Raw genomic sequence first — 23719 nt, forward strand, 5'->3', positions numbered from 1 at the left:
TTTCGGGAAACGCGCCTTAGCTGATCAGGGATAGGATGAACCTGTCTTTTACTCAAGGGGGTCCGCCAATGAGCGAGCTTGACGATCTGCGCATCCGCATCCGTGCCGATCATCGACGCGACGAGGCGGCTGTCCTCGCCGATCTGATGGCCGCCGACCCGATCTCGGAGGAGCTGCGCGCCGCCGCCACGCGGCGCGGCGCCCAGCTGGTGCGCGCGATCCGCGACGATACGCGTCCCGGCATCATGGAGGCGTTCCTCGCCGAGTACGGCCTTTCGACCCGCGAGGGCATCGCGTTGATGTGCCTCGCCGAGGCGCTGCTGCGGGTGCCCGACGCCAAGACCATCGACGCGCTGATCGACGACAAGATCACGCCGTCGGACTGGAGCGCGCATCTCGGGAAAGCGGCTTCCCCGCTGGTCAACGCCTCGACCTGGGCACTGATGCTGACCGGCAAGGTGCTCGACGAGAAGGGCGAGGGGCTCGGCCTCGTGCTGCGCCGCGCGATCAAGCGTCTGGGCGAGCCTGTGATCCGCGCCGCGACCTATGCGGCGATGCGCGAGATGGGCAAGACCTTCGTCCTCGGCCGCGACATCGACGAGGCGATCAAGCGCAGCCAGGGGCCCGCGAAGAAGGGCGCCACCTACAGCTACGACATGCTGGGCGAGGCGGCGCTGACCGCGAAGGACGCGGCCGGCTTCATGAAGAGCTACGAGAACGCGATCGCGCGGATCTCGAAGGAGGCCACCTCGGCCGACATCCGCGACAACCCCGGCATCTCGGTCAAGCTCTCGGCGCTGCACCCGCGCTACGAGGAGGCCCAGCGCGAGCGGGTCATGGAAGAGCTGGTGCCGCGGCTGTCGAAGCTCGCCCGCGCCGCCAAGGCGGGGAACATGGGTCTCAACGTCGACGCCGAGGAGGCCGACCGTCTCGACCTGTCGCTCGACATCATCGAGGCGGTGCTGTCCGACCCCGAACTGGCCGGTTGGGACGGCTTCGGCGTCGTGGTGCAGGCCTATGGCCGCCGCGTCGGCGGCGTGCTCGACTGGCTCTACGCGCTGGCCGAAAAACTCGACCGCAAGATCATGGTGCGGCTCGTCAAGGGCGCCTACTGGGATACCGAGATCAAGCGCGCGCAGGTCGAGGGGCTGGAGGATTTCCCGGTCTTCACCGAGAAGGCCGCGACCGACGTGGCATGGCTGTCCTGCGCACATCGCCTGCTGGGCATGACCGACCGGATCTACCCGCAATTCGCCACCCACAACGCCCATTCCGTTGCCGCCGTGATGGAAATGGCGGGCGAGCGGCGCGATTTCGAATTCCAGCGCCTGCACGGAATGGGCGAGGCGCTGCACGACAAGCAGATGGAGTGCGAGGGCACGCGGCTGCGCATCTATGCGCCGGTGGGCGCGCATCGCGACCTGCTGGCCTATCTGGTGCGCCGGCTGCTGGAGAACGGGGCGAATTCGAGCTTCGTGAACCAGATCGTCGACGAGAAGGTGCCCGCCGAGGTGGTCGCCGCCGATCCGTTCGAGAAGCTGGGCGGGCCGCGCCCCAAGGAGTTGCGCGATCCGCGCGCGCTGTTCCAGCCCGAGCGCGAGAACTCGCGCGGCTGGGACCTGACGGCGGTCGATGCGCTGGCCGAGTTCGACGCGGGCCGCGACGCGTTCCGCAACACCAAGTGGCGCTCCGAGCCGATCCTCGCCACCGAGGAGCCCGCCGAAGGCGCCGAGGTGATCCCGGTGACCAGCCCCGCCGATCCCTCCGACGTGGTGGGCGAGGTGATGATGTCGTCCAAGGCCGATGTCGAAAATGCCATCGCGCTCGCGCGGCGCTGGCAGGCGCCGGCCTCGGACCGTGGCGCCGCGCTGCGCCGCGCCGCCGAACTGTTCGAGGAGCATGCGCACGAGTTCTTCGCGCTCACCGCGCGCGAGGCCGGCAAGACGCCGAAGGATGCCGTGGCCGAACTGCGCGAGGCGGTCGATTTCCTGCGTTATTACGCGGCGCGTGGCGAGGAGCTGAAGGACCCGGCCCGCGGCACCTTCGCCTGCATCAGCCCCTGGAACTTCCCGCTGGCGATCTTCACCGGTCAGGTGGCCGCGGCGCTGGCGGCGGGCAATGCCGTGCTGGCGAAACCGGCTGAATCCACGCCGCTCACCGCGGCGCTGGGCGTTAGGCTGCTGCACGAGGCGGGCGTGCCGCGCGATGCACTGCAACTGCTGCCGGGCGCGGGGCGCGTCGTGGGGGCGGCGATCACCTCCGACCCGCGCATCGCGGGCGTGTGCTTCACTGGCTCGACCGAGACCGCCATCGGCATCGACCGCGCCATGGCCGCCAACATGGACCCGACCGCGCCGCTCATCGCCGAGACCGGCGGGCTGAACGCGATGATCGTCGATTCCACCGCGCTGCCCGAGCAGGCGGTGCGCGACATCGTCAATTCGGCCTTCCAATCGGCGGGGCAGCGCTGCTCGGCGCTGCGCATGCTCTACCTGCAGGAGGACATCGCCGAGCATTTCCTCGAGATGCTGAAAGGCGCCACCGAGGAGATGCAGGTCGGCGACCCGTGGAGCCACGCCACCGATGTCGGCCCGGTGATCGACGGGCGCGCCGAGAAGGGCATCCGCGAACATGTCGAGAAGGCGCGCGCCGAGGGCCGCCTGCTGTGGCAGCTCGAGACGCCGTCGAAGGGCCACTACATCGGTCCGGCGCTGATCCGCCTGAACGGGATCGAGGAGCTGGAGCGCGAGGTGTTCGGGCCGGTGCTGCATGTCGCCACCTTCAAGGCGGGCGAGATCGACGCGGTCATCGACGCGGTCAACGCCACCGGCTACGGGCTGACCTTCGGCCTGCACACCCGGATCGACGACCGGGTCGAGCATGTGACGCGGCGCGTGAAGGTCGGCAATCTCTACGTCAACCGCAACCAGATCGGCGCCATCGTCGGCTCCCAGCCTTTCGGCGGCGAGGGGCTGTCGGGGACCGGGCCCAAGGCCGGCGGGCCGCGCTACGTTGCGCGTTTCACCGAGCCGATGCGCATTGCCTCGCTGCCCGCCAATGGCCGCGAGGTACCGAGCGAGAAGGTGCAGAAGCTGCTCGACGCCGCGGCCCCCGATCCGGATCGGCGCGACACCGTCACCCTGCCGGGGCCGACGGGGGAATCGAACCGTCTTTCGGTGGTGCCGCGTGGCACCGTGCTTTGCCTCGGTCCCTCGGCCGAAGAGGCGAGGGCGCAGATCGAGACCGCCCGCGCCGCCGGCTGCGCCACCGTCGGCGTGGCGCCGGGACTCTCGGGGGAGGGCAATCTCGACGGTACGCTTGACCCCGCGGCGCTGGAGAAGCTCTCGGGTTTCGACGCGGTCGCCCTGCGAGGCGGAGCGGATGCCCTGCGGCCGCTGCGCAAGGCGCTCGCCGCGCGAGAGGGACGGCGTATCCCGTTGCTTTCCGAAGAGGATCTGGCACTGCGACTGCAGCTTGAGCGCCACGTCTGCGTCGACACCACGGCCGCGGGCGGCAATGCCAGCCTGCTGGCCAGCGTCGGCTGATCCAGAACCCGAAGCGCGCGCCCATCGAAGCCCGGCGCGCGCTTCGCTCTTGTCGGCTCCCGGGGGCGCAGATGCTGCCATTCCCGGGGGTCATGTTCCAAGACTTGGCTGCGCCGGGACCCACGGGTGATGCGCCATTCGGAAGCGATGGTGGAGCTTCTCCGTTTGGAACCTTGTTCTCAATGAGAGCTATCTAGGGTGACCATGTAACGGGATTTTGCGTAATTCGCCTTCAAAACGGTGACCGCGTTGTCGTCGATCCGCGCTAGGCTGCGATCGTCATTAGCCAGGGGAGGGGCGCATGACGATGCAGATGTCGCTCGACGACAAGTATACGGCGGAGACAGGTCATGTCTTCCTGACCGGAATTCAGGCGCTGGTGCGCCTGCCGATGACCCAGATGCGGCGCGACCGCGCTGCCGGGCTCAATACCGGCACGTTCATCTCGGGATATCGCGGCTCGCCGCTGGGCGGCTACGACCAGCAGCTGATGGCCGCGCGCAAGCATCTCGACCCGCTCGACATCGCCTTCCAGCCGGGGGTCAACGAGGATCTCGCCGCCACCGCCGTCTGGGGCAGCCAGCAGCTTGGCCTGTCCGAAGGCGCGAAGAAGGACGGTCTTCTGGGCCTGTGGTACGGCAAGGGGCCGGGCGTCGACCGCTCGGGTGACGTGCTCAAGCACGCCAACGCGGCAGGCACCTCGGCGCATGGCGGGGTGCTGGCCTTCGCTGGCGACGACCACACCTGCAAGTCGTCCTCGATCCCGCACCAGTCGGACCACGCCTTCATCTCGGCACTGATGCCGATGCTGTATCCCAGCTCCGTGCACGAGTTTCTCGAGCTGGGCCTCCTTGGCATCGCCATGTCACGCTATTCGGGCTGCTGGGTCGGCTACAAGGTAATCTCCGAAACGGTCGAGACCTCGACCGTCGTTGATCTCGCACAGGAGCGTCGGCAGTTCCTGCTGCCCACCGATTTCGAGATGCCCAAAGGCGGGCTCAACCTGCGCTGGCCCGATCCGCCGCTGCTGCAGGACGAGCGGCTGCAGGAGTACAAGGGCTTCGCGGCGCTGGCCTTCGCCCGCGCCAACCGCGTCGACCAGGTGACGATCGACACGCCGAACGCCCGTTTCGGCATCGTCGCCTCGGGCAAGGCCTACGAGGACGTGCGGCAGGCGCTGGCCGAGATGGGGCTCGGGCCGGAGGAGTGGAAGGCGATCGGCCTGCGCCTCTACAAGGTGCGCATGCCCTGGCCGCTGGAGCCCGAGGGCATCCGCCACTTCTCCGAGGGGCTCGACGAGGTGCTGATCGTCGAGGAGCGCCGCGAGATCATCGAGAACCAGATCAAGCAGCAGCTCTTCAACTGGCGCGCCGACGTGCGGCCGCGGATCATCGGCAAGCATGACGAGAAGGACCGCCCCTTCCTGTCGCTTTCCCAAGGTCTCACCGTCGGCTCCGTCGGCCGCGCCATCGCCGACCGGCTGCTGCACATCGACCTGCCCGAAGGCTTGCACGACCGGATCGAGGCCGAGCTGCGCCGTCTTGAAGCGGGTCATGCCCGGGGACAGGCGCATGAGGCGCCGATCACCCGGCTGCCGCATTACTGCCCCGGCTGCCCGCACAACACCTCGACCAAGGTGCCGGAAGGGTCCAAGGCGATGGCGGGGATCGGCTGCCACTACATGGTGCAGTGGATGGACCGGAACACCGAGACCTTCACCCATATGGGCGCCGAGGGCGTGCCATGGACCTCGATCGGCCGGTTCACCGAGGAAAAGCATCGCTTCGTGAACCTAGGCGACGGCACCTTCTTTCATTCCGGCCATCTCGCGATCCGCCAATCGGTCGCGGCGAAGGCCAACATCACCTACAAGATCCTCTACAACGACGCCGTTGCGATGACCGGCGGCCAGAAGGTCGACGGCCCGCTCTCGCCCGAGCAGGTGACGCATCAGGTGCACCACGAGAACGTGGCGAAGATCGTCCTGCTCTCGGATCATCCCGAGAATTACGACCGCGTCGATCTCGCGCCCGGCACCGAGATCCGCCATCGCGACGATGTCGACGCGGTGATGCGCGAGCTGCGCGAGATCGAGGGCGTGACCGTCATGGTCTATGTCCAGACCTGCGCCGCCGAGCTGCGCCGCCGCCGCAAGCGGGGCAAGGCCGAGGACCCCGACATGCGCGTGCATATCGACCCGGCGGTCTGCGAAGGGTGCGGCGATTGCTCGGTGCAGTCGAACTGCATCGCAGTCGAGCCTCTGGAGACCGAGCTGGGCCGCAAGCGCCAGATCAACCAATCGGCCTGCAACAAGGACTTTTCCTGCCTCAAGGGCTTCTGTCCCTCCTTCGTGACGCTGCGCGGTGCCAAGCCGCACAAGCGCCCGGCCGCCGAAGGCCCCGACGTCTCAGGCTTGCCCGAGCCGGCGCTGCCCGAGATCACCCGGCCGTGGAACATCGCCGTTACGGGCGTCGGCGGCACCGGCGTTCTGACCATCGGCGCGCTTCTTGGCGTCGCAGCGCATATGGAGGGTCTGTCGCCGATGATCCTCGACATGGCCGGTCTCGCGCAGAAGGGCGGCGCGGTGCTGAGCCATATCCGCATCTCGACGCATGAGCGGCCCGCGACGGCGCCGCGCATCGCCACCGGGACCGCAGACCTGCTGCTGGCCGCCGACAGCGTCGTGGCGGCCTCGAAGGACGGCGTCACCCTGTGCGACGCGAGCCGCACCCATGCGGTGATGAGCACCAAGCTCTCGCCCACTTCGGACTTCGTGCGTCAGCGCGATTTCGACTTCCGCTCGGCGGGCGTCATGCGGGCGGTGGAAAAGACGGTGCGCTCGTCGGAGCATTTCCACGATTTCGCCCATGTCGCGCGCGAGCTTTGCGGCGACGAGATCGCGGTGAACATCATGATGCTGGGCTATGCCTGGCAGCAGGGCTTCATCCCGGTGGGCCGCGAGGCGATCGCCGAGGCCGTACGTCTCAACGGTGTGGCGGTGCAGTCGAATCTCGACGCCTTCGACTGGGGCCGCGTGATGGCGGCAGAGCCCGAGCGGGTGATCCGCGAGATGGGCGAAACCGACGAGCCGCCGCATCTGCCGCAGGCGCAGATGACGCTCGACCAGCTCGTGGCGCACCGCACCGGTCACCTGACCGCCTACCAGGATGCAAAGCTCGCCCGGCGCTACACCGATCGGGTGGCGCGGGTCCGTGCGGCGGTGGAAGGCCACGCGCAGGCGGAGAAGATCACCCGCGCGGTCGCGCAGAACTATGCCAAGCTCCTGTCCTACAAGGACGAATACGAGGTGGCGCGGCTGTTCACGCGGCCCGAGTTCGCGGAGAACCTCAAGAAGCAGTTCGACGGCGACTACAGGATCGCCTTCAACCTCGCACCGCCGGGACTGCCGGGCACGGATGCCGAAGGCCGCCCGAAGAAGCGCGAGTTCGGCCCCTGGATTCTCAAGGCCTTCGGCCTGCTGGCGCAGGGCAAACGGCTGCGCGGCACCGCCTTCGACGTCTTTGGCCGCACCGAGGAGCGCAAGCGCGAGCGGGCACTGATCGACGCCTTTGAGGCGGACATGGACCTCGCGCTGGAGCGGCTGGGACAAGGGCACGACGCCGAGATCCTCAAGCTCTTGGAACTGCCCGACCAGATCCGTGGCTTCGGGCCGGTGAAGCTGGCGGCGATGGAGCAGGCGGCGCCGATCCGCGACGCGCTCCGCGCCGCGATCAAGAACGACACGCCGCACCAGGTGGCGGCGGAATAGGGAGAGTGCGATGTTCGATCACGCGATGAAGTTCGATCTGGGCGAGGATGGCGAGGCGCTGCGCGAGACGGTGCATCGCTGGGCGCAGGAGCGGCTGAAGCCGCGCGCCGCCGAGATCGACAAGTCCAACCTGTTCCCCGCCGACCTCTGGCGCGAGATGGGCGATCTGGGCCTTCTGGGCATCACCGTGCCCGAGCAGTATGGCGGCGCCGGCATGGGCTATCTCGCTCATGTCATCGCGGTCGAGGAGATCGCGAGGGCCTCGGCCAGCGTGGCGCTCAGCTACGGCGCGCATTCGAACCTCTGCGTCAACCAGATCGTGCTCAACGGCAACGATGCGCAGAAGGCGAAATACCTGCCCAAGCTGGTGTCGGGCGAACATGTCGGCGCGCTGGCGATGTCCGAGGCGGGGGCGGGCTCCGACGTGGTGTCGATGAGCCTGCGCGCCGATCGCATCGATGGCGGCTATCGGCTCAACGGCACCAAGTACTGGATCACCAATGGCCCCGACGCCGAAACGCTGGTGGTCTATGCCAAGACCGACCCGGAGGCCGGTTCCAAGGGGATCACCGCCTTCATCATCGAGCGCGGCATGGCGGGCTTCTCGACCTCCGAGCATTTCGACAAGCTCGGCATGCGCGGCTCGAACACCGCCGAGCTAGTGTTCGAGAATGTCGAGGTGCCCGAGGAGAACGTGCTGGGCCAGGTCGGCGGCGGCGTGAAGGTGCTGATGTCGGGGCTCGACTACGAGCGCGTGGTTCTGTCGGGCATCGGCACCGGCATCATGGCGGCCTGCCTCGACGAAATCATGCCCTACCTCGCCGAGCGCAAGCAGTTCGGCAGGCCGATCGGGGATTTCCAGCTGATGCAGGGCAAGGTGGCGGACATCTACACCAAGCTCGGCTCGGCGCGGGCCTATGTCTATGCCGTGGCACGGGGCTGCGACGCGGGCCGGGTCACCCGGGCCGATGCCGCCGCCTGCGTGCTCTACGCTTCCGAGGAGGCGATGGTGGTCGCGCATCAGGCGGTGCAGGCGATGGGTGGCACCGGCTTCATGAACGAAAGCGCGGTGAGCCGGATTTTCCGCGACGCCAAGCTGATGGAGATCGGCGCGGGCACCTCCGAGATCCGCCGCATGCTGATCGGGCGCGAGCTGATGGCCAAGGTGCGCTGATGGGGGTGCTGCGCTCATCGCTGTCGCCCTCCTCGGAGAGCTTTCGCGAGAACGAGGCCGCGCAGCGCGCCGCGATGGAAACCGTGCGCGACGCGGTCGAAGCCGCACGCGCCGGCGGCGGCGCGAAGGCGCGCGAGCGGCATCTCTCGCGCGGCAAGCTCCTGCCGCGCGACCGGGTCACCCGGTTGCTCGACCCGGGCAGCCCGTTTCTGGAGGTCGGTGCCACGGCGGCGCATGGCCTCTATGACGGCGCGGCGCCCGGCGCCGGCATGATCGCCGGCATCGGCCGCGTCGAGGGGCAGGAGGTCATGGTGCTGTGCAACGACGCCACCGTGAAGGGCGGCACCTACTACCCGATGACCGTGAAGAAGCATCTGCGGGCGCAGGAGATCGCGGAACAGAACCACCTGCCTTGCGTCTACCTCGTCGATTCCGGCGGCGCCAACCTACCCAACCAGGACGAGGTCTTTCCCGACCGCGATCATTTCGGCCGGATCTTCTACAACCAGGCCCGGATGAGCGCCAAGGGCATCGCGCAGATCGCCGTGGTGATGGGCTCCTGCACCGCAGGCGGCGCCTATGTGCCCGCGATGTCGGATGTCACGATCATCGTGAAGGAGCAGGGCACCATCTTCCTCGCCGGGCCGCCACTTGTGAAGGCCGCGACCGGCGAGGTCGTCTCGGCCGAGGATCTCGGCGGCGGCGACGTGCACACCCGGCTTTCGGGCGTGGCGGACTACCTTGCCGACGACGACGCGCATGCGCTGGCGCTGGCGCGTCAGGCGGTGGCGGGGTTGAACCGCCGCAAGCCCGAGACCGTGGTGATGCAGCCCGTCGAGGAGCCGCTCCACGACCCGGAAGAGATCCTCGGCGTGGTGCCCGCCGATCCACGCAAGCCCTACGACATCCGCGAGCTTCTGGCCCGCGTGCTCGACGGCTCGCGCCTCGACGAGTTCAAGCCGCGCTACGGCGAAACGCTGGTGACCGGCTTCGCGCATGTCATGGGCATGCCGGTGGGGATTGTCGCCAATAACGGCGTGCTGTTCTCCGAGGCCGCGCTCAAGGGCGCGCATTTCGTCGAGCTGTGCTCTCAGCGTCGCATCCCGCTGGTGTTCCTGCAGAACATCACCGGCTTCATGGTGGGCCGCAAATACGAGGCTGGCGGCATCGCCAAGGACGGCGCCAAGCTGGTGACGGCGGTGGCCAGCACGGAAGTGCCCAAGGTGACGATGATCGTCGGCGGCTCCTACGGCGCGGGCAATTACGGCATGTGCGGGCGCGCCTATTCACCCCGCTTCCTCTGGACGTGGCCCGCGAGCCGGATCGGCGTGATGGGCGGCGAGCAGGCGGCGGGCGTCATGGCACAGGTGCGCGGCGAGGCGCTGGAGCGGCAGGGCAAGCCCTGGACCGAAGAGGAGGAATGGGCCTTCAAGCAGCCGCTGCGCGAGCGGTTCGAGGAACAGGCGCATCCGCTCTACGCATCGGCCCGGCTCTGGGATGACGGCATCGTCGATCCGCGCAAGACCCGCGAGGTGCTGGCACTGTCGCTCTCGGCCGCGCTGAACGCGCCGATCCCCGACACGCGCTTCGGCGTCTTCAGGATGTGAGGCGGGCATGGTGACGATGGATGAGCTGAAGGCCCGGTACCCGGATCTCGAAAGCTTCCGCTTCGGGGACGGGCCGAAATTATGCGACGAGCTGATCGCACTGGTCCGCTCGGGCAAAAAGACCGCGACCTGCGGCGCGCTGCGCGACTTCGAGGCGGGCGAGCCGATGCCGAAGGTCGGCCGCTGCGACGTTGCGCTGAACTGGGATGGCAGGCCGGCGCTGATGATCGAGACGGTGGAGGTCACGCAGCGGCGCTTTTGCGATGTCGATGCCGATTTCGCTCTGGCTGAGGGCGAGAACGAGACGCTGGAAGACTGGCAGGCGGATCACCGTCGCTACTTCGAGCGCAACGGGGGCTGGGACCCGGAGATGGTGCTGGTCTGCGAGAGATTCCGGCTGGTGGAGGATTTCGCCTGATGTTCGACAAGATCCTGATCGCGAACCGGGGCGAGATCGCCGCGCGCGTCATCAACACCGCCCGCCGGATGGGGCTCAAGACCGTCGCCGTGCATTCCGATGCCGATGCCGAGGCGGTGCATGTCAGGCTCGCCGACGAGGCGGTGCGGATCGGTTCGGCACCTGTGGGCGAGAGCTATCTCAGGGCAGAGGCCATCATCGACGCCGCGAAGCGGACCGGCGCGGGGGCGATCCATCCGGGCTACGGCTTCCTGTCCGAGAACCCCGATTTCGTCGAGGCGGTCGAGGCGGCCGGTCTGGTCTTCGTCGGCCCGCCCGCCAGCGCGATCCGCGCCATGGGCCTCAAGGACGCCGCGAAGGCGCGGATGGAAGAGGCCGGCGTGCCGGTGGTGCCGGGTTATCACGGCGAGGGGCAGGACGGGTCGATGCTGGCCCAAGAGGCCCTACGCATCGGCTACCCGGTGCTGATCAAGGCGCGCGCCGGCGGCGGCGGCAAGGGCATGCGGCTCGTCGAGCGCGCCGAGGATTTCGCCGACGCGCTGGAAGGTGCGCAGGCCGAGGGCAAGGCCAGCTTCGGCGACGCCGCCGTGCTGGTCGAGAAATACGTGACCTCGCCGCGCCACGTCGAGATCCAGGTCTTCGCCGACAGCCATGGCAATGTCGTGCATCTGTTCGAGCGCGACTGTTCGCTGCAACGCCGCCATCAGAAGGTGATAGAGGAAGCGCCCGCACCGGGCATGCCCGAGCATGTCCGCGCCGCGATGGGGGCGGCGGCGGTCGAGGCGGCACGCGCCATCGGTTACGTGGGCGCGGGCACGATCGAGTTCATCGCCGACGGCTCCGAGGGGCTGCGCGAGGACGGGTTCTGGTTCATGGAGATGAACACGCGGCTTCAGGTCGAGCATCCGGTGACCGAGGCGATCACCGGGCTCGACCTCGTCGAGTGGCAGATCCGGGTGGCGCGGGGCGAGACCCTGCCGTTGACGCAGGACGAGCTTCGGATCGATGGCCACGCGGTCGAGGCGCGGCTTTATGCCGAGGACGCCGAACGCGGCTTCCTTCCCGCCACCGGGCGGCTGGAGCGGCTGCGTTTTCCCGAGGCCGCGCGCTTCGAGCGCGGCGCGCTGCGGGTGGATGCCGGCGTGACCGAAGGCGACGCAATCACCCCGCATTACGACCCGATGATCGCCAAGGTCATCGCCCATGGCGCGACGCGGGCCGAGGCACTGTCACGGCTCGTGGCGGCGCTCGAAGCCACGCAGGTCGGCGGAACGGTGACCAATCTCGGTTTCCTCGCGCGGCTGTTGCGCCACGAGGGTTTCGCGGCCGGGGAGGTCGATACCGGTCTGATCGGTCGCGATCTCGACGCGCTGACCGCCAAGACGGAAATGCCGGAGCATGTGCCGGTGCTGGCAGCACTTGCCGCCGCCGGGCTCGACCATCCGCCCGAAGGCAACGGACCGTGGGGCCGGCTCCGGGGCTTCCGGCACTGGGGCGCCTCAGAGGTGCATGTCGTGCTGGAGCATGAGGGCGAGCCGCTGGAGGTGGCGCTCAGGCGCGACGGCCCAGGGCATTGGCATCGGGCGGGCACGCAGATCGGCGTTTCACGTGACACGCGCGGGTTGGAAGTGACCGTGTCGGGACGGCGCTTCCGTGCCGAGGCGGTACGGCACGGCAATCGCGTCACGGTCTGGGATGCGGGCCGGGCCTTTACCTTTGCCATTCCCGATCCGCTCGCCGCGGCGGACGCGGCAGGAACCGGGGGCGATGCCATCGCGGCACCGATGCCGGGGCTGGTGAAGCGGATGCGCGCCGAGGCCGGGCAGGCGGTGGAAAAGGGCCAGCCACTGGCCGTTCTGGAGGCGATGAAGATGGAGCACACGCTCACCGCGCCGCGCGACGGCGTGGTGGCCGAGGTGCTCGCACGCGAGGGATCGCAGGTATCGGATGGTGACCTGCTGCTGACGCTGGAGCCGCAGGATGAGTGAGCGTGTCGAGATCGTCGAGGTCGGCCCGCGCGACGGGTTGCAGAACGAAGCGCGGATCATCCCCGCCGCCGACAAGATCGCGCTGGTCGACCGGCTCTCGGCCTGCGGCTTCGCGCGGATCGAGGTGACGAGCTTCGTGAACCCGAAGCGCGTGCCGCAGATGGCGGATGCGGCGGAGGTCCTCGCCGGAATCCGGCGCGAGCCGGGGATCCGATACGCGGCGCTGACGCCGAACTTGCGCGGCTTCGAGGCGGCGCAAGAGGCGAAGGCCGAGGAGGTCGCGGTTTTCGCCTCCGCCTCGGAAGGCTTCAGCCAGGCCAATATCGGCTGCTCCATCGCCGAGAGCATGGAGCGCTTCGCGCCGGTCATGGCGGCCGCGCGAGACTCCGGCCTGCCGGTGCGCGGCTATGTCTCCTGCGTCACCCATTGCCCCTATGACGGCCGGGTTGCGCCCGATGCCGTGGCAGAGGTCGCGGCGCGGCTCATGGATATGGGGTGCTACGAGATTTCCTTGGGCGAAACCCTGGGCCGGGCGCTGCCGGAGGACACCGCCGCGATGCTCGACGCCGTGCTGGCCCGCCTGCCCGCCGACAAGCTCGCCGGGCATTTCCATGACACCTCGGGCCGCGCGCTCGACAACGTGGCGGTCTGCCTCGAGCGGGGGCTGCGGGTGTTCGACGCGAGCATCGGCGGCCTTGGCGGCTGTCCCTTCGCGCCGGGCGCGGCCGGCAATGTCGCGACCGAAGGGCTCGCATTGATGCTGGAGGAGCGCGGCTTCGAGACCGGGCTCGATCGCAAACGGCTGACCGAGACGGCGGGTTTCGCCAAGGAGCTGCGCGCATGAGTTACGAGACGTTGAAGCTCGACACGGATGATCGCGGCGTTCTGACCGTGACGCTGAACGCGCCCGAACGTCGCAACGCGCTTTCGGCGCGGATGATGGACGAGCTGACGGCGCTGGCGCGGGCCGAGGGCGCGCAGGCGCGCGCCGTGGTGCTGCGGGGCGCGGGCGAGGTGTTCTGCGCCGGCGGCGACCTGACCTGGATGCAGGCGCAGATCCGCGCCGACCGCGAGGGGCGCCGCGCCGAGGCGCGACGTCTGGCGGGCATGCTGGACGCGCTCAACACCATGTCCAGCCCGCTGATCGGACGGGTGCATGGTGGCGCCTATGGCGGCGGCGTCGGCATGGCCTGCATCTGCGACGTGGTGGTGGCCGAGGAGGGTACGCGCTTTGGCTTCACCGAGACCAAGCTTGGAATCATCCCGGCGACGATCTCGCCCTATGTGCTCGCCCGGATGGGCGAGGGGCGGGCCCGGCAGGTCTTCATGTCGGCGCGGCTCTTCGGCGCCGAGGAGGCGGTACGGCTCGGCATCGCGACCCGCGCGGTGCCGCTTGCCGATCTCGACGCGGCCGTCGAGGCCGAGGTCGCGCCCTATCTGAAGATCGCGCGTGGTGCCGCGGCGCGGGCCAAGGCGCTGGCGCGCAGCCTCGGCCCCCGTATCGATGAGGCCGTCATCGAGGCCACCATCGACCGGCTGGTCGAAGCCTGGGAGAGCCCGGAAGCGGAGGAGGGGATCGCCGCCTTTCTCGAGAAGCGCCCGGCGCGCTGGTCATGAGCGCGCGGCCCATTGACGCCGCCATCCCCGGGGCCGAGGATCGCCGCCGGGGATGGGGTGCAATGGGCGAGAGCGGGATCACACTGGACGAGACCGACCGTCGGCTGCTGCGACTGTTGCAGGCGGAGCCCGACCTGACCCTGCGCGAGGTCGGCGAACGGCTCGGGCTGTCGCATACGCCGTGCTGGCGCAGGCTGACCCGGATGCGCGAGGCCGGGGTGATCGAGGAGCGGCGCCACATCATCGACCCCGTGGCGGCGGGATTCGACATCACGGTGTTCTGCGCGGTACGGATGAACGGCCACTCGCGCGCGCATCTCGAAGAGTTCGAGGCGGCCGTGGTGCGCATCGCCGAGGTGGTGCAGTGCTACACCGTCTCGGGCGATCACGACTACCTGCTGCGGGTGCTGGCCCGGTCGATCCGGCATTACGAGAGCACGGTGAAGAACGCTCTGGTGCAGCTGCCGCACGTGCTCTCGATCTCCACCAGCGTGACGCTTCGCGAGATCAAGAACACCACCGACGTGCCGCTCTAGCCGTCTTTCGCGAGCCTCAGCCCGCTCATCTGCCAGCGCCGGTCGGGGTGGAAGAAGTTACGGTAGCTGTGACGCATCTGCGCCTTCGGCGTGGCGCAGGAGCCGCCGCGCAGCACGTATTGGTTCACCATGAACTTGCCGTTGTATTCGCCGATCGCGCCTTCCGGAGGGCGAAAGCCCGGATAGGGATCGAAGCTGCTGCGGGTCCACTCCCAGACATCGCCATGCATCTGTCGCAGCCCCGCACCGGCTCGCCCCGGCAGCGGCCGGAGCGCCCCTTCATCCATGAAGTTGCCCGCGATCTCCGAACCCTGTGCCGCGACCTCCCACTCGGCCTCGCTCGGCAGCCGCGCACCGGCCCAGCGCGCGAAGGCCTCGGCCTCGTAGAAGCTTACATGCACCACCGGCGCGTTCGGATCGACGGGCTGAGGGCCGCGCGCGGTGAAGCTCCACCATTCGCCATCCTGCTTCCACCAGTAGAGCGGCGCGTCCCAGCCCTCTGCCTGCGCTTTGGCAAAGCCCTCCATCAGCCAATGACGCGCATCGGCGTAGCCGCCATCTTCGATGAAGGCGATCCAGTCGGCATTCGTCACCGGCCGGCTGGCCAGCGCATAGGGGCGCAGCAGCACCTCGTGGCGGGGCCCTTCGCAGTCATAGGCGAAGCCGGGTCCCGCATGGCCAATCTCGCGGATGCCGCCGTCGAAGCCGATCCAGTCGAGAGGCTGATCGTCGGAAAGCGCGCGCGGTTCGGGCGGTCTGATCGCGGGCATCAGCGGGTTGAAGGACAGCGCGTGCAGCAGGTCGGTGAGCAGAAGCTCCTGATGCTGCATTTCGTGATGGCAGCCTAAGGTGGTCAGTTCGGCCACCTCCGGGTCGCCCTCGTCGAGCAGTCGCTCCATCGCCGCTTCGACATGGGCACGGTACGCCATCACCTCGGCCACGCTCGGGCGGGTGATCAGCCCGCGCTGGGAGCGGGCATGACGCGGGCCGGCCTGCACATAGTAGGAATTGAACAGGAAGGCGAAGCGGTCGTCCGGCGAGGCGTAGCCCGGAACCCGTTCGCGCAGGATGAACTGTTCGAAGAACCACGAGGTATGGGCGAGGTGCCACTTGGTGGGCGAGGCATCCTCCATCGACTGCACCACCATGTCCTCGGGCGCGAGATCGGCCACCAACTCGCGCGAGCGGGCCCGGGTGGCGCGGAACAGCGCCTGCGCATCATCGGCCAGATCGGCCGGCTTCGGATTGGCGGTCTGCATGTGAATGGTCCCTCGTCTTGCCAGCGGCAAAACGTGCCCGGTTCGTGGTAGGTTCCTGAGGCTTGGCGCGACAGGGCGCAGCGGGGTCGCGACCGGCCGTCGGGCGGCGGAACCGTGCTGTTCCGTCCCCGGTTGACCGCCGAAGGAGAGCCGCATGATCCGATCCCGCCGCCAGTCGTCGCCCGAGATCGTGGCCTCCAACACGGTCCCGATCCGCGATCTCGGCGTGATCGGCGACCGCCGCACCGCCGCCGTGCTCGACCGGATGGGTCGCATCCTCTGGTACTGTCCCTGCCGTTTCGACGGGCCAAGCCTCTTCGCGGGGCTGCTCGATCCCGAGGGCGGCGAATGGCGCATCGACATGGATGGTGCGGCACCCGGGCCGCGCCGATATCTCGACGGCAGTGGCATGCTGGAGACACATCTCACAGGCCCCGAGGGCGATCTGGTCGTGCTCGACTGGATGACCTCCGGGCCACAGGCGCCGATCGGCGTGCTGGTGCGCGAGTTCGGTTCGGCCCCTGCGCCGGTCAGGGTCACGCTCGATCCGCGCCCCGACTACGCGCGTCGGACCGCGACGCTGTCCGTCGAAGGCGACGCCGCCATGATCGAGGGCATGCGGCTGTACGGCTCGCACCCGCTGCGCATCTCGGATGGCAAGGTGGTGATGGATCTGCCGAAGGGCGAGGCCGGCTCGATGATCCTCTCGGACGCGCCGATTTCAAGGCCCGACCGCGCTACACTCGACAACTGGCGCGGCCATACGCTCGGCCATTGGGAGGGCTTGGACGAGGCGGTGAACTACGAGGGCGTATTCGCCGACGACCTCCAGCGGTCGCTTCGAGCGATCCGGCTGTGTACCCACGAGGAAAGCGGTGCCACCACCGCCGCGGTCACCACCTCCCTGCCCGAGATCGCCGGGGGCGGCCGCAACTGGGACTACCGCTATGTCTGGCTGCGCGACGCGGGCATGATCGTCTCGGCGCTCTTGCGACTGTGCCGCAAGGACAGCGAGGGTGAACAGTATCTGAAGTTCATCTGTCGCTGCAGCGGCACCTCCGAGAACTACCCGATGGCGGTGTTCACCGATCTCGACTGCGAGACCGCGCCGCCCGAGACCGAATTGCCGTTCGAGGGCTGGCGTGGCTCTCGACCGGTGCGGATCGGCAATGGTGCCGCCGATCAGCTTCAGCTCGATGCCTATGCCAACGTGGCTCTGGCCGCGAAGCTGCTCTACCGCGAAGGGTCGTCGCAAGGCCGCGCGCATTGGGACGTGGTCGCGGACATCTGCGATTTCCTGAGCCGGAACTGGCGCGAGCCCGATCACGGCATCTGGGAGGAAACCCCGCCGAAGCCCTATGTCTCGGGCAAGGTGGTCGCCGCCTGCGCGCTGGAATCGGCGGCCGATTACGGCAGCGAAGCCGAGGCCGCGCGCTGGCGAAGGGCGGCCGGCGAAATCCGTGACTGGGTGGCGCGACATGGCCTGACATCAGAAGGTGCCTATGCCGTGTATCCGGGCTCGGACGAGGTCGACGTGACCGCCGCGCTGTTCCCGGTCTGGGACTATTGCGCCGCCGACACGCCCGAGATGCTCGCCACCATCGAGGCGCTGGAGCGTGACTGGAGCCCGGACGGGCGGCTCTATCATCGCCGCCTTGAATGCGCCGACGGCACCGAGGAAGGGGTCTTCGTCGCGGCGGGCTTCTGGGTCGCGCAGTACTGGGTGATGCGCGGCGATCTGGACCGGGCGCATGCGATCATCGAGGCGGGGATCGCGCAGGGCAACGATCTGGGCCTCCTGTCGGAAGAGGCCGATCCGCGATTGGGGGAGATGCTGGGCAACATTCCGCAGGCTTTCGCCCATGCCGGAATGATCGGCGCGGTGATCGATCTCAATCGGGCGCTGAAGGCGCGTGCACAAGAGACGCAGGAGAAATCGAACGGCTGAGGCTTTCGCGGGTTGTCTCGGCGACCGATGACACACCAGACGGGGAGACGACCCATGACCTCGACCAGCGATTACGTCTACGACCACGTCCAGGCCAGCACCCTGAACAAGGACATGGCCTTTCGGCCCGGTACGCCGGGGCCGGGCGACCGGCTGCCGGTCTTCGACCTGCCCGCCGCCACCGGCGGACGGATCCGCAGCCACGCGATCACCGGCAACAAGCCGATGCTGTTGGTGACCGGCTCCTACACCTGTCCGATGACTGCGGCGTCGAACCCGGCGCTGAAGCGTCTGCACCGCCGCTATGGCGGCCAGATCGTCTTCGTGATGCTGCACGTGCGCGAGGCGCATCCGGGCGAGCGTTTCGATCAGCCGCACGACATGGACACCAAGATCCGCAACGCCCGCATCCTGAAGGAGCGTGACAGCCTGCCCTGGGCCCTGGCGGTGGACGACACGCAGGGCACCCTGCACAAGCAACTCGACGAGAAGCCGAACGCCGTCTGGGTTACCGACCGCGAGGGGACCATCGTCTATCGCGGCCTCTGGGCCGGCGACGACGAGGCTCTGGGCGAGGCGCTCGAAGCCGTGTCCAAGGGGCGGATGCCCCGCAAGCGCGAAAGCACGGCACGGCTCAAGCCGATGGCCGCCGGGATCGGCGTGATGCGCGAGGTCACGCAGCGCTCGGGCCGGCGCGCCGAGGCGGATCTGTGGAAGGCCGCGCCGCCGGTCGCGGCGCTGGCGCGCATCGCCGATCTCTACCGCCCGCTGCCGCCGCATTGGCGCACGGCTGCTGCTGCCGCAACGATCGGGCTTGGTGCGACGGCACTGATCGGGGCACTGACATCGGCGCGAAAGTCCGCACGCAAGAGGTGAAATTCCGGGCAATGCAGTGGCTTGGCCGTCGTCTCGCTTGACCGGTGACGACGGCCGCGCCTAACCTCCCCCTACATGACGGGCCTTGAGGAGGGCCCCGTTCCGAAGGGGGAGGAGACCCGGGATGACACGAGTGCTCACGGCCACGGCCGTCCTGTTGGGCTGCGCCATGCCCGCATCCGCCGATATCACCATCGCGCATGTCTACGGCAAGACCGGCCCGCTCGAGGCCTATGCCGCGCAATCGCATGAGGGGCTGATGCTCGGTCTCGAATACGCGACCGAGGGCAACATGGAGGTGAACGGCGAGAAGATCGTCGTGATCGAGAAGGACACCCAGTCCAAGCCCGATATCGGCCGCGCCGTTCTGGCCGAGGCCTATGGCGATGACGGTGCCGACATCGCGGTCGGACCGGTCAGTTCCGGCGTGGCGCTCGCCATGCTGCCGGTGGCCGCCGAATACGAGAAGATCCTGATCGTCGAGCCGGCGGTGGCGGATTCGATCACCGGCTCGGACTGGAACCGCTACGTGTTCCGCACCGGTCGCAACTCCAGCCAGGACGCGATCTCGAACGCCGTGGCGCTGGGCGGCGAGGGCGTCACCATCGCGACGCTGGCGCAGGATTACGCCTTTGGCCGCGATGGCGTGGCGGCGTTCCGCGAGGCGCTGGAGGATACCGGCGCCAGCATCGCGCACGAGGAATACGTGCCGACCGACACCACCGACTTCACCGCCGCCGCCGAGCGGATCTTCGCGGCGATGGAGGGGGTCGAAGGCGAGAAGAAGCTGTTCATCATCTGGGCCGGTGGCGGTAACCCGATGGGCAAGATCAACGCTATGGATCCGTCCCGCCACGGCATCGAGATCGCCACCGGCGGCAACATCCTCGCGGCGCTCACCGCCTACAAGGAACTGCCCGGTCTCGAAGGCGCGACCTATTACTACTACGAGATCCCCGACAACCCGGTGAATGACTGGCTGGTGGAGGAGCACATGGCCCGCTTCGACGCGCCGCCCGACTTCTTCACCGCAGGCGGCATGGCAGCGGGCATCGCCATCGTCGAGGCGATCGAGAAGGCGGGCTCGACCGAGACCGAGGACCTGATCGCCACGATGGAAGGCATGGAGTGGGAGACGCCCAAGGGCATGATGCGTTTCCGCCCCGAGGATCATCAGGCGCTGCAATCCATGTATCACTTCCGCACCGAGGTGCAGGACGGAAAGGATTACGGCGTCCCGGTGCTCGTGCGCGAGCTTGGCATCGAGGACATGGAAATCCCGATCCGCAACTGAGGTATCGGGCCGGGCCTCGGGGCCCGGCTCCCATCCGAAGGCGAGACCATGACCGCGATGCTTCTGGAAACCAAGGATCTGACCGTGCGTTTCGGCGGTCATGTCGCCGTCGACGCGGTGAGCTGCGGCTTTCGGGCGGGCGAACTTACCGCCATCGTCGGGCCGAACGGTGCCGGCAAGACCACCTATTTCAACCTGATCTCCGGTCAGATCGCCGCCAGCGCCGGCCGGGTACGGCTGGCCGGGCGTGACATCACCCGGATGAACGTGTCGGAGCGCTGTCGTCTCGGGCTCGGGCGCGCGTTCCAGCTGACCAACCTGTTTCCCGGCCTCTCGGTGCTGGAGAACCTGCGGCTGGTGGTGCAGGCGCGGCGCGGTCGCGGATTCTCGCTGTTGCGGCTGGCGTGCTCGGATCGCGAGGTGACGCGCGAGGCCGAGGAACTCCTAGCGCGGCTGCGGCTGGAGGCACTGGCGGAGCAGCCGGTTTCGGAGTTGAGCCACGGTAATCAGCGCAAGCTGGAGGTGGCGCTGCTGATCGCGCTCGATCCGCTGGTCTACATGTTCGACGAACCCACGGCCGGCATGTCGCTCGACGAGGCACCGGTGGTGCTCGATTTGATCGCCGGGCTCAAGGCGCGGGCCGACCGCACCATCCTTCTGGTCGAGCACAAGATGGACGTGATCCGCAGCCTCGCGGACCGGATCATCGTGCTGCACAACGGCGCGCTCGCCGCCGACGGCCCCCCTGAGGCGGTGATGGCCTCGGCGGTGGTGCAGGAAGCTTATATGGGGCGGGAGCTGGAGGATGTCTGAGCCGATCCTGACGCTCGAGGGGGTCGAGACCGATATCGGCCGCTACCACATCCTTTCGGGCGTCGATCTCGAGGTGCCGCGCGGACAGGTGACGATGCTTCTGGGGCGAAACGGCGTCGGCAAGACCACGACGCTGCGGAGCGTGATCGGTCATTGGCGCGCGAAATCGGGGCGGATCCTGTTCGACGGACAGGACATCACGAGGATGCCTACCCCCGCCATCGCGCGGATGGGCCTCGGCTTCGTGCCGGAGGACATGGGCATCTTCTCGGACCTGACGGTCGAGGAGAACATGACGCTGGCCGCCGCATCCGGTCCGCTGTCGCCCAAGCGTCGCGACCGGATCTTCGCGGCCTTCCCGCCGCTCGCCACGTTCTGGCGCGCGCCGGCGGGCACGCTGTCGGGCGGTCAGAAGCAGATGCTGTCCATTGCTCGCGCCATGGCCGAGGAGCGTCGGCTCTACCTGATCGACGAACCGACCAAGGGGCTGGCCCCGGCGATCGTCTCGACCATGGCGGCAGCGCTGCGCGAGTTGAAGCGCGAGGGCGCGTCGATCCTGCTGGTCGAACAGAATTTCGCGGTGGCGCGGGCCTTGGGCGACCGTGCCGCGGTGATGGAGGGCGGCCGCATCGTCTGGACCGGCGCAATGGCCGAACTGGCCACGGATGCCAAGCTGCAGTCGAGGCTTCTCGGGCTGAGCGTGGAGGGCGCATGAGCGTGCAGAGCGAGGGCGCCCCGGCGCATCGACCGACATTCGCGGCGCTGTCGCCCCGCGACAAGCTGGCGAAATCGGCGCCGTTCCTGCTGCTGCCGGTGCTGGCGCTGGTCGGGCTGGCGCTGATCGGCACATGGCCGACATGGCTGACGCTGACCGTCTCGGGCTTGGCCATGGGCATGATGATCTTCGTCATGGCCTCCGGGCTGACGCTGGTCTTCGGGCTGATGGACGTGATCAATTTCGGTCACGGCGCCTTCATCTCGGTGGGCGCCTTCGTCGGCATCTCGGTGCTGGCGGGCTTGGGCGACTGGACCGGCGCCGCCTCTCTCGCGCTCAACATGGCCGCGGTACTGGCGGCCGTGATCGCGGCGATGGCGGTGACCGGCGCGCTGGGCTGGGGGTTCGAGCGGGTGCTGGTGCGCCCCGTCTACGGTGCGCATCTGCGACAGATCCTCGTCACCGTCGGCGGGCTGATCGTGATCGAGCAGATGATCCACGTGGTCTGGGGGCCTGACGAGATCTTTCTGACGCGCCCCGAGATGCTCAAGGGCGTGACGCTCTTCGCGGGAGCGGCGATCGAGACCTACCGGCTGCTTGCCGTCGCCGTGGGGCTGGTGCTGTTCGTCACCATGCGGCTGGTGCTGCGGCGCACCAAGATCGGCCTCATCGTGCGCGCCGGCGTGCAGAATGGCGAGATGGTCGAGGCGCTGGGCTACCGGCTGCGGCTGGTTTTCGTCGGCACCTTCGTCGCGGGCTCGGCGCTGGCGGGCTTGGGCGGGGTGATGTGGAGCCTCTATCAGGAGGTGATCACCGCCGGCATGGGCGAGGAGATGATGATCCTCGTCTTCGTCGTGGTGATCATCGGCGGTCTGGGCTCGATCGAGGGCGCCTTCATCGGCGCGCTGATGGTCGGGCTATTGCAGAATTACGTCGCCTTCCTCGCGCCCAAGCTGGCGCTGGTGTCGAATATCGGCCTGATGACGGCGATCCTGATGTGGCGGCCCGAAGGCATGCTGCCGGTGGTGAGGGCGAAATGATCCGACTGTTCTCGAACGACGGGCCCCGTTCCACCATTCTCGCGCTGATCCTGATCGCGATCGGGCTGGCACTGGCCTTCGCGCCGTTCCTGTTTCCGGGCGTCCGTGCGCTGGAGACGGCGGCGCGGATCTGCATCTTCGTCGTGCTCGCCGCGAGCTACGACCTGCTCTTGGGCTATACCGGCATCGTCAGCTTCGCGCACACGATGTTCTTCGGGCTCGGCGCCTACGGCGTGGCGCTGGCCTCGACCCATATGGGGCGCGGTTTCGCGGCGCTAGGCGTGGGCACGCTGGCAGGGCTTGCCGCGGCGGTGGCGCTGGCTCTCGTGATCGGGCTGTTCTCGCTGCGCGTGCGGGCGATCTTCTTCGCCATGATCACCCTGGCCGTGGCCTCTGCGGTGACCGTGCTGGCGAGCCAGCTCAGCGCGATCACCGGGGGCGAGGACGGGCTGGTCTACCAGATCCCACGCGCACTCGGTCCCGCGATGCGGCTCGATCTGGAGATCGCGGGCGTCACCATCACCGGCAAGATCCTGAACTACTACCTCGTCTTCGCGATTTCGCTGGTGCTGTTCCTGCTGATGCTGAGGATCGTCAACTCTCCCTTCGGGCGGGTGCTGCAGGCGATCCGCGAGAACGATTTTCGGGCCGAGGCGATCGGCTACCGCGTGGTGCGCTACCGGGTCACCGCGACCTGCCTCTCGGCAGGCTTCGCGGCGCTGGCGGGCAGCCTCTGGGCTATCTGGCTGCGCTATGTCGGCCCCGGCACGACGCTGAGCTTCGAGATCATGCTCGACATCCTCTTGATGGTGGTGATCGGCGGCATGGGCACGATCTGGGGTGCGGCGCTCGGGGCGACGCTGATGGTGCTGGCGCAGTCCTACCTGCAGAACCTCATGGCGCTGGCCGCCGGAGCGACCGAGGCGCTGCCGATCCTGTCGCGGCTCCTCGACCCGGATCGCTGGCTCTTGTGGCTCGGGGTGCTGTTCATCCTCTCGGTCTATTTCTTCCCGACCGGCATCGTCGGGCGTCTCAGGGCGCGGGCCGCGCGATAGGCGGAGCATCGCCGGGACGGGCTGGCGTTTCGTCGCGCCCCATGCATCATGCCGGACCGATAGCA

Annotated in this window: 17 protein-coding genes; 16 read left to right on the forward strand and 1 reads right to left on the reverse strand. The window is 68.3% G+C overall.

The features are described from left to right. Positions 1-68: 68 nt before the first annotated feature. The 9 genes from putA to O4G76_RS13420 all read left to right on the forward strand — a co-directional run bounded on the left by putA (position 69) and on the right by O4G76_RS13420 (position 14654). Positions 69-3545 carry a bifunctional proline dehydrogenase/L-glutamate gamma-semialdehyde dehydrogenase PutA gene (putA, locus tag O4G76_RS13380; RefSeq protein ID WP_269397804.1) on the forward strand — a complete coding sequence of 1159 codons (3477 nt, stop codon included), beginning with the start codon at positions 69-71 and terminating at the stop codon, positions 3543-3545. Between the two features lie 301 nt (positions 3546-3846). Continuing rightward, a complete protein-coding gene (locus O4G76_RS13385; protein WP_269397805.1) occupies positions 3847-7314 on the forward strand; it encodes an indolepyruvate ferredoxin oxidoreductase family protein in 3468 nt (1155 codons plus the stop codon). Positions 7315-7324: 10 nt separating this feature from the next. Next, positions 7325-8488 (forward strand): isovaleryl-CoA dehydrogenase, encoded by a 1164-nt coding sequence (locus tag O4G76_RS13390; protein ID WP_269397806.1) that lies wholly within the window; start codon positions 7325-7327, stop codon positions 8486-8488. After that, positions 8488-10095, forward strand: coding sequence for a carboxyl transferase domain-containing protein (locus tag O4G76_RS13395; protein WP_269397807.1), 1608 nt, complete (start codon positions 8488-8490; stop codon positions 10093-10095). Before O4G76_RS13390 ends, O4G76_RS13395 begins: the two co-directional genes overlap by 1 nt. A gap of 7 nt (positions 10096-10102) precedes the next feature. Next, positions 10103-10513, forward strand: coding sequence for an ASCH domain-containing protein (locus O4G76_RS13400; protein ID WP_269397808.1), 411 nt, complete (start codon positions 10103-10105; stop codon positions 10511-10513). Further along, entirely contained in the window at positions 10513-12501 is a 1989-nt protein-coding gene (locus O4G76_RS13405) for an acetyl/propionyl/methylcrotonyl-CoA carboxylase subunit alpha (protein ID WP_269397809.1), read from the forward strand. Before O4G76_RS13400 ends, O4G76_RS13405 begins: the two co-directional genes overlap by 1 nt. Then, positions 12494-13345: a hydroxymethylglutaryl-CoA lyase gene (locus O4G76_RS13410; RefSeq protein ID WP_269397810.1), complete on the forward strand. Its 852-nt coding sequence runs from the start codon at positions 12494-12496 to the stop codon at positions 13343-13345. Before O4G76_RS13405 ends, O4G76_RS13410 begins: the two co-directional genes overlap by 8 nt. Continuing rightward, complete coding sequence (locus tag O4G76_RS13415; RefSeq protein WP_269397811.1) at positions 13342-14118, forward strand: crotonase/enoyl-CoA hydratase family protein; 777 nt, start codon at positions 13342-13344, stop codon at positions 14116-14118. The genes O4G76_RS13410 and O4G76_RS13415 overlap by 4 nt, the downstream gene beginning before the upstream one ends. 62 nt (positions 14119-14180) lie before the next feature. Next, on the forward strand, positions 14181-14654 hold the full coding sequence (locus tag O4G76_RS13420; protein ID WP_085897136.1) for an Lrp/AsnC family transcriptional regulator: 474 nt from the start codon (positions 14181-14183) through the stop codon (positions 14652-14654). Here O4G76_RS13420 and egtB read toward each other — a convergent pair. Next, entirely contained in the window at positions 14651-15913 is a 1263-nt protein-coding gene (egtB, locus tag O4G76_RS13425; protein WP_269397812.1) for an ergothioneine biosynthesis protein EgtB, read from the reverse strand. The two genes, O4G76_RS13420 and egtB, sit on opposite strands and share 4 nt — an antisense overlap. A gap of 154 nt (positions 15914-16067) precedes the next feature. Here egtB and O4G76_RS13430 point away from each other — a divergent pair, with 154 nt between their 5' ends. The 7 genes from O4G76_RS13430 to O4G76_RS13460 all read left to right on the forward strand — a co-directional run bounded on the left by O4G76_RS13430 (position 16068) and on the right by O4G76_RS13460 (position 23654). Beyond that, entirely contained in the window at positions 16068-17861 is a 1794-nt protein-coding gene (locus O4G76_RS13430) for a glycoside hydrolase family 15 protein (RefSeq protein ID WP_269397813.1), read from the forward strand. A gap of 54 nt (positions 17862-17915) precedes the next feature. Beyond that, the gene (locus O4G76_RS13435) at positions 17916-18737 is read left to right on the forward strand and encodes a deiodinase-like protein (RefSeq protein WP_269397814.1); all 822 of its coding nucleotides are present in this window, start codon (positions 17916-17918) and stop codon (positions 18735-18737) included. Between the two features lie 124 nt (positions 18738-18861). Then, positions 18862-20031 (forward strand): substrate-binding domain-containing protein, encoded by a 1170-nt coding sequence (locus O4G76_RS13440; RefSeq protein WP_269397815.1) that lies wholly within the window; start codon positions 18862-18864, stop codon positions 20029-20031. Positions 20032-20079: 48 nt separating this feature from the next. Continuing rightward, on the forward strand, positions 20080-20844 hold the full coding sequence (locus tag O4G76_RS13445; protein ID WP_269397816.1) for an ABC transporter ATP-binding protein: 765 nt from the start codon (positions 20080-20082) through the stop codon (positions 20842-20844). Then, the gene (locus O4G76_RS13450) at positions 20837-21559 is read left to right on the forward strand and encodes an ABC transporter ATP-binding protein (RefSeq protein ID WP_269397817.1); all 723 of its coding nucleotides are present in this window, start codon (positions 20837-20839) and stop codon (positions 21557-21559) included. Before O4G76_RS13445 ends, O4G76_RS13450 begins: the two co-directional genes overlap by 8 nt. Next, complete coding sequence (locus tag O4G76_RS13455) at positions 21556-22599, forward strand: branched-chain amino acid ABC transporter permease (protein ID WP_269397818.1); 1044 nt, start codon at positions 21556-21558, stop codon at positions 22597-22599. The genes O4G76_RS13450 and O4G76_RS13455 overlap by 4 nt, the downstream gene beginning before the upstream one ends. Further along, a complete protein-coding gene (locus tag O4G76_RS13460; protein ID WP_269397819.1) occupies positions 22596-23654 on the forward strand; it encodes a branched-chain amino acid ABC transporter permease in 1059 nt (352 codons plus the stop codon). The genes O4G76_RS13455 and O4G76_RS13460 overlap by 4 nt, the downstream gene beginning before the upstream one ends. Positions 23655-23719: the final 65 nt, after the last annotated feature.

The organism is Limimaricola sp. G21655-S1, from assembly GCF_027213785.1.
Classification (GTDB): domain Bacteria; phylum Pseudomonadota; class Alphaproteobacteria; order Rhodobacterales; family Rhodobacteraceae; genus Limimaricola.

Excerpts from the sequence above, each read along its gene's own strand:
- O4G76_RS13460 (WP_269397819.1), top strand. The coding sequence starts at position 22,596 with ATGATCCGACTGTTCTCGAACGACGGGCCCCGTTCCACCATTCTCGCG.
- O4G76_RS13390 (WP_269397806.1), top strand. The coding sequence starts at position 7,325 with ATGTTCGATCACGCGATGAAGTTCGATCTGGGCGAGGATGGCGAGGCG.
- O4G76_RS13405 (WP_269397809.1), top strand. The coding sequence starts at position 10,513 with ATGTTCGACAAGATCCTGATCGCGAACCGGGGCGAGATCGCCGCGCGC.
- O4G76_RS13385 (WP_269397805.1), top strand. The coding sequence starts at position 3,847 with ATGACGATGCAGATGTCGCTCGACGACAAGTATACGGCGGAGACAGGT.
- O4G76_RS13455 (WP_269397818.1), top strand. The coding sequence starts at position 21,556 with ATGAGCGTGCAGAGCGAGGGCGCCCCGGCGCATCGACCGACATTCGCG.
- O4G76_RS13415 (WP_269397811.1), top strand. The coding sequence starts at position 13,342 with ATGAGTTACGAGACGTTGAAGCTCGACACGGATGATCGCGGCGTTCTG.
- O4G76_RS13395 (WP_269397807.1), top strand. The coding sequence starts at position 8,488 with ATGGGGGTGCTGCGCTCATCGCTGTCGCCCTCCTCGGAGAGCTTTCGC.
- O4G76_RS13450 (WP_269397817.1), top strand. The coding sequence starts at position 20,837 with ATGTCTGAGCCGATCCTGACGCTCGAGGGGGTCGAGACCGATATCGGC.
- O4G76_RS13410 (WP_269397810.1), top strand. The coding sequence starts at position 12,494 with ATGAGTGAGCGTGTCGAGATCGTCGAGGTCGGCCCGCGCGACGGGTTG.
- O4G76_RS13430 (WP_269397813.1), top strand. The coding sequence starts at position 16,068 with ATGATCCGATCCCGCCGCCAGTCGTCGCCCGAGATCGTGGCCTCCAAC.
- O4G76_RS13420 (WP_085897136.1), top strand. The coding sequence starts at position 14,181 with ATGGGCGAGAGCGGGATCACACTGGACGAGACCGACCGTCGGCTGCTG.
- O4G76_RS13445 (WP_269397816.1), top strand. The coding sequence starts at position 20,080 with ATGACCGCGATGCTTCTGGAAACCAAGGATCTGACCGTGCGTTTCGGC.
- putA (WP_269397804.1), top strand. The coding sequence starts at position 69 with ATGAGCGAGCTTGACGATCTGCGCATCCGCATCCGTGCCGATCATCGA.
- O4G76_RS13400 (WP_269397808.1), top strand. The coding sequence starts at position 10,103 with ATGGTGACGATGGATGAGCTGAAGGCCCGGTACCCGGATCTCGAAAGC.
- egtB (WP_269397812.1), bottom strand. The coding sequence starts at position 15,913 with ATGCAGACCGCCAATCCGAAGCCGGCCGATCTGGCCGATGATGCGCAG.
- O4G76_RS13440 (WP_269397815.1), top strand. The coding sequence starts at position 18,862 with ATGACACGAGTGCTCACGGCCACGGCCGTCCTGTTGGGCTGCGCCATG.
- O4G76_RS13435 (WP_269397814.1), top strand. The coding sequence starts at position 17,916 with ATGACCTCGACCAGCGATTACGTCTACGACCACGTCCAGGCCAGCACC.